The organism is Commensalibacter sp. A3DC, from assembly GCF_047307945.1.
GTDB lineage: Bacteria > Pseudomonadota > Alphaproteobacteria > Acetobacterales > Acetobacteraceae > Commensalibacter > Commensalibacter melissae.
Window position 1 is genome coordinate 1 of record NZ_JAXOQA010000096.1, and the last position, 4,754, is coordinate 4,754.

General features: G+C 40.0%; 3 protein-coding genes and 1 pseudogene. All 4 read left to right on the forward strand.

Translation table 11 applies throughout. The annotated features are described in order from the left end of the window. Positions 1-257 precede the first annotated feature (257 nt). The 4 genes and pseudogenes from U0839_RS08450 to U0839_RS08465 all read left to right on the forward strand — a co-directional run bounded on the left by U0839_RS08450 (position 258) and on the right by U0839_RS08465 (position 4,598). Positions 258-1,884: pseudogene (locus U0839_RS08450) on the forward strand (NAD(P)/FAD-dependent oxidoreductase). Between the two features lie 169 nt (positions 1,885-2,053). Further along, positions 2,054-2,566 (forward strand): GNAT family N-acetyltransferase, encoded by a 513-nt coding sequence (locus tag U0839_RS08455; RefSeq protein ID WP_155565019.1) that lies wholly within the window; start codon positions 2,054-2,056, stop codon positions 2,564-2,566. A gap of 9 nt (positions 2,567-2,575) precedes the next feature. Further along, positions 2,576-2,899: a YnfA family protein gene (locus U0839_RS08460; protein WP_155565020.1), complete on the forward strand. Its 324-nt coding sequence runs from the start codon at positions 2,576-2,578 to the stop codon at positions 2,897-2,899. Positions 2,900-4,286: 1,387 nt separating this feature from the next. After that, complete coding sequence (locus U0839_RS08465) at positions 4,287-4,598, forward strand: DUF3892 domain-containing protein (RefSeq protein WP_162988538.1); 312 nt, start codon at positions 4,287-4,289, stop codon at positions 4,596-4,598. Positions 4,599-4,754 lie beyond the last annotated feature (156 nt).

Genomic DNA, 4,754 nt, shown 5'->3' on the forward strand with positions numbered 1-4,754 from the left:
ATATGATGGCCAGCATTAATATTTCGATACAATATGACATAATGTTTGATGTAAAGTGTGGATGAGGACTTTGTGTCTTTGATTGGACATTTACCTGTTTTGGTCAATCTGTGGAAATTATATTGAATATGGGTATTTGAATCCTATTTTAATGATTGTCTTTTAGGGATTGTTCAGGATATAAACAGCGATATTCTGCAATCAGGGATTTAAGAGGATAAGAACAATTAGGATGAAAAGAAAATCTGGTTTTAAAGATGGTTAGAGTTACAGAAGTGAAACTGCCCTTGGATCATGATGAAGCAGATTTGAAACAGGCCTTGTATAATCGTCTAAAACAATTTCCCAGCGAGTATCAGGTAATAAGGCGGGGATATGATGCGCGCCGACGGGGGGACATTCAACTGGTGTATACCATTGACTGTTCCATTGATAATGAAGAGGAATTTTTACGCAATCATTCCCTGGATCGCAATTTATCAAAAACACCAGAGGTTCGGTATCAGTTCGTGATGTCCCGGCAGACTGGTGAAAAAATTGCTAGTCAGGCCAGCTATGTTCGTCCCGTCGTTATTGGTGCGGGGCCTTGCGGGTTTATGGCGGGGTTGTTACTGGCACAGATGGGTTTGCGTCCTTTGATTCTTGAACGTGGGAAACCGGTCAGGGAAAGAACGGTCGACACTTTTGCATTTTGGCGTCAGTCAAAATTCAACCCTGACAGCAATGTCCAATATGGAGAGGGAGGTGCGGGAACCTTTTCCGATGGCAAACTTCATACGCAGATCAGTGATCCGTATCATTATGGTCACAAGGTGTTGACAGAATTTGTCAGGGCAGGTGCGCCTGAGGAAATTCTTTACGTATCCAAACCTCATATTGGTACGTTTCGGTTGGTCAGTATGGTTGAGAAAATTCGTCAGGAAATTGAATCCTTTGGTGGTCAGTACCGGTTTAATACTTATGTACAAAATATTTTGATGAATAAAAATCGCCAGATTGTCGGGGTTCGATTGGCGGATGGGCAGGAAATTCAGACAAATCATATTATTCTTGCGACTGGACACAGTGCGCGGGAGATGATGCATGCCCTTTATGAAGATGGCGTGGAGATTCAGGCAAAACCTTTTTCTGTTGGTGTCAGAATTGAGCATCCACAAATCCTGATTGATAAGGCCCGTTTTGGTTCACAGGCGGGACATCAGCTGTTGGGGGCGGCCGATTATAAATTGGTGCATCATGATGCAGACAAGCGGGGGGTTTATTCCTTTTGTATGTGTCCGGGGGGGGACGGTGATTGCGGCGGCCTCGGAAGAGGGGGGAATAGTGACAAACGGAATGAGCCAGTATTCCAGGGCGGAAAGAAATGCCAATGCTGCAATCGTGGTGGGTGTTCAGCCGGAACGGGACTATGCAGGCCATCCCCTGGCGGGTATTGCCTTCCAGAGAAATCTGGAGCGGAAAGCTTTTCAGCTGGGGGGTGCGAATTACAAAGCACCGGTTCAGCGGGTGGAGGATTTTTTGCTTGGAAGGGTAACCCAGACATTGGGTTCGGTTGTTCCCTCTTATAAACCGGGGGTGAAACCCGATGATCTTGCGGAGATATTGCCTTCATTTGTTATCAATGGAATACGGGAGGCATTACCTGCATTTAATCGTAAATTGTCCGGATTCAATTTTGCTGATGCTGTAATGACCGGTGTGGAAACGCGAACATCCTCGCCAGTTCGTATTCCAAGAATGGATGATGGGCAAAGTGTCAATACTTCCGGACTTTATCCTGCGGGAGAGGGGGCTGGATATGCGGGCGGTATCATGTCTGCGGCCATTGACGGGATAAAGATTGCCGAAAAAGTTGCCCAGAATATCCACGACAATCATCAGTAGATCGAGGGATTACATCCCTACAGACAAACTGTTGGTTTGGGATGTGATCCGGATTCATCTTTGCAACCTTCATAATTAATGTTTCAATGTTCACTTTGATGATTTTTGAATATTGGGTTAAAGTCAGATGATGGGAATGATGAGACAATAAAGGAAAGAAATCTGCATAATGAAAATTCATGCCGCTCAATTGGCTAATCTTGATCAGATAATGGCCATTCAAATGTTATGTTATTATGCGATTGAGCCTGAATCACGGCTTTCTATGGCTTCAAAAATCATTGCCAGTCCTGATACCTGTTTTGTGGTGAAAGAGCGGGACATGGTCAGGGGGTATTTGCTGGCCATTCCCGTCATGTCGGGTGAACCTCCCGCCCTGGATAGCGAAACTTGCGATTTGGCAGGAGGGGCGGATTGCCTTTATCTGCATGATTTGGCCGTTCATCCAGAATCAAGAGGGCTGGGAGTTGGAAGTATTTTGGTGCGGCAATTCATGAATATTGCTCATAAGAAAAAATACCGTCATGCATCCCTTGTTTCCATTCAGGATTCCTTCCGTTTTTGGCAGAAACAGGGATTTGGGGCAATTGTTCCCTCCGAAAAGTTGCAGAGTAAATTGATGACCTATGGTCAGGATGCAATTTATATGGAAAAACTTCTGATTGACATTCCTCAGGAGTAGGATAATTTTATGAAATCCCTGTTTTTTTATTGTATTGCGGCCTTTGCCGAGATTGCCGGTTGCTTTTCTTTTTGGGTATGGGCACGTTTGGGGAAGTCGCCCTTGTGGCTCGTACCTGGAATGGTCAGTTTGGTATTTTTTGCCCTGATGCTGACGTTGGTGGAGGTTGATCTGGCGGGGCGTGCCTATGCTGTATATGGTGGAATTTATATTTTATGTTCCCTGTTCTGGTTATGGATTGTTGAAAATACACGACCGGATCGGTGGGATATTCTGGGAATGCTGATTTGTTTGGCTGGAGTATCCATTATCTTGTTCATGCCCAGGGGCTGATCAACCGTAGGGATCAATGGAATGTGGTTTTGGGACAAAGCGGATTGAATATCGAAATTTAAAAAAATCCCAGGCAAATAATAATAAAATGCCTGGGCAAAAAAGTGCTTAAAATAAATATCAACGTAATAAAAGATATTTCACAAAAGGTTATTAATGAATTCAGTTATAAGAAATTTCTCGATGAAAAAATCAGCCTATAAATTTGAACTCAAACAATGAAATACCAACTACTATGAGCTAATATATGAAATCACATGACTTTTATACAATTTATGACCGATTGCGTCAATATTGATACCTATGATTTTCCTATAAAATTTAGTAAAATAAAAGAGATAACGCTTGGAAAACAAAGGTTTTTTTTTATAAAATGGCAAAATTTCAAAAAAAATTGATCGTTTTTGAAACAATAATAAATATTTCGGAATCGAAAAATAACAGGCTCTTTTATACCACAAGATTTTATTGAAAAATGATGGGAACTGATATCCAGATTTTCAATTTTATCCAGTGACAGGATCATGTCGGATTTATCAAAAAAATACCCAAAAAAGAGATTGTATGAAAAGGGAAAAATCCGGAGACAAAATTCTGGTCAATACAACATTTGCATGAATGAAAATAACACTGTTTATAAAAATACGGAAATAACCTGAAAATCATTGAAAAATCTCATATATTCCCCCGGTAGAAAATGGCTTCTTCAGGGTCATGAAACCGGGGGAAATAAAATTTTTGTATTTTAAAAACAATTAAGCAAGGGAACGGCCACTTACGTGAATCCTGATGGAAATGCTAAATATACGGATAAATTCATTCGTTGGTTCTCCTTAATAATTTAATGGAAATTAAATAAATGCGGCATCCAGCGAACAAACGGACCTGTTCCCCAAATGTGCAGTAAACCGCAGAATGAGAGGGTTGGTTTCTGAATAAAATTTATTTTTGGTGATAGCGAAAGGGCTAACAGTGTGATATAAATTCAAATCAGTCATTGCAGATTCCGTTCAAAACTTGGTCTGTGATGATTAGGTTGGGTAAGATGTTGTAGCATCTTATTCAACCGCATCAAGGCGTTATTCGCCGGATGCTTCTGTTACTATACGTGTAAAATTCCCTTTTGCAAATAATTTTTTAAACGAATTAAAATTTGTCCCATTCCCTTTATTGCGGATAAAAAGGTTATTCGTATCGGAATGGATTCTATATCTGAAATTCGATTTAATGAATTATTTCAAATATATATTAAAATCTGTTTATTATTGTCCATTCAGTTTAATGGCGCAAATGTTATTTCTCCTAACAAAAATTTGATAATTTCGTGATTTGATCGTTTCACGTAGTTAATATATTGTTAAAGATCGTTATATTTATGGAGTATTTTATGATGAATAAATGGGTGGATTACGTAATTACCGAAGTAAGATACAATAATGAACGTTCACATATCGTTGCATTCAAGTGCTGGCGACATATCGGGGCCGAACTGATCGGTCCGGATATACGGTCAAGGGCTGATATCATTAATGCCATTGACAATGAGAACCTGGTTTTTATCACCGAATACAAAGGTGAGGATGGGAAATGGGAAAAGGGCGGTGATGTCGGTATTGTAACGGTTGGAAATGAAAAATTCCTGCGAACCGATGCCAATCCGGAAACCCGTGATAATCTGGGAAATTTGCCCGAATTGTAATGTTCACGTAAATATGTCCAATACATCCAGTTTATCCATTATCGGTTATTTTCATTTAAGCAAATTTTATTAATTTTACCTAGTTATAATGTTAAACAGTTGTGATTAGATCGTTGCGGTGAAATAATGTATTATTTAATATCATTAATTTAAGGA

Bases quoted from the DNA above. Each gene is read 5' to 3' on its own strand.
- U0839_RS08455 (WP_155565019.1), top strand. From the start codon at position 2,054: ATGAAAATTCATGCCGCTCAATTGGCTAATCTTGATCAGATAATGGCC.
- U0839_RS08460 (WP_155565020.1), top strand. From the start codon at position 2,576: ATGAAATCCCTGTTTTTTTATTGTATTGCGGCCTTTGCCGAGATTGCC.
- U0839_RS08465 (WP_162988538.1), top strand. From the start codon at position 4,287: ATGATGAATAAATGGGTGGATTACGTAATTACCGAAGTAAGATACAAT.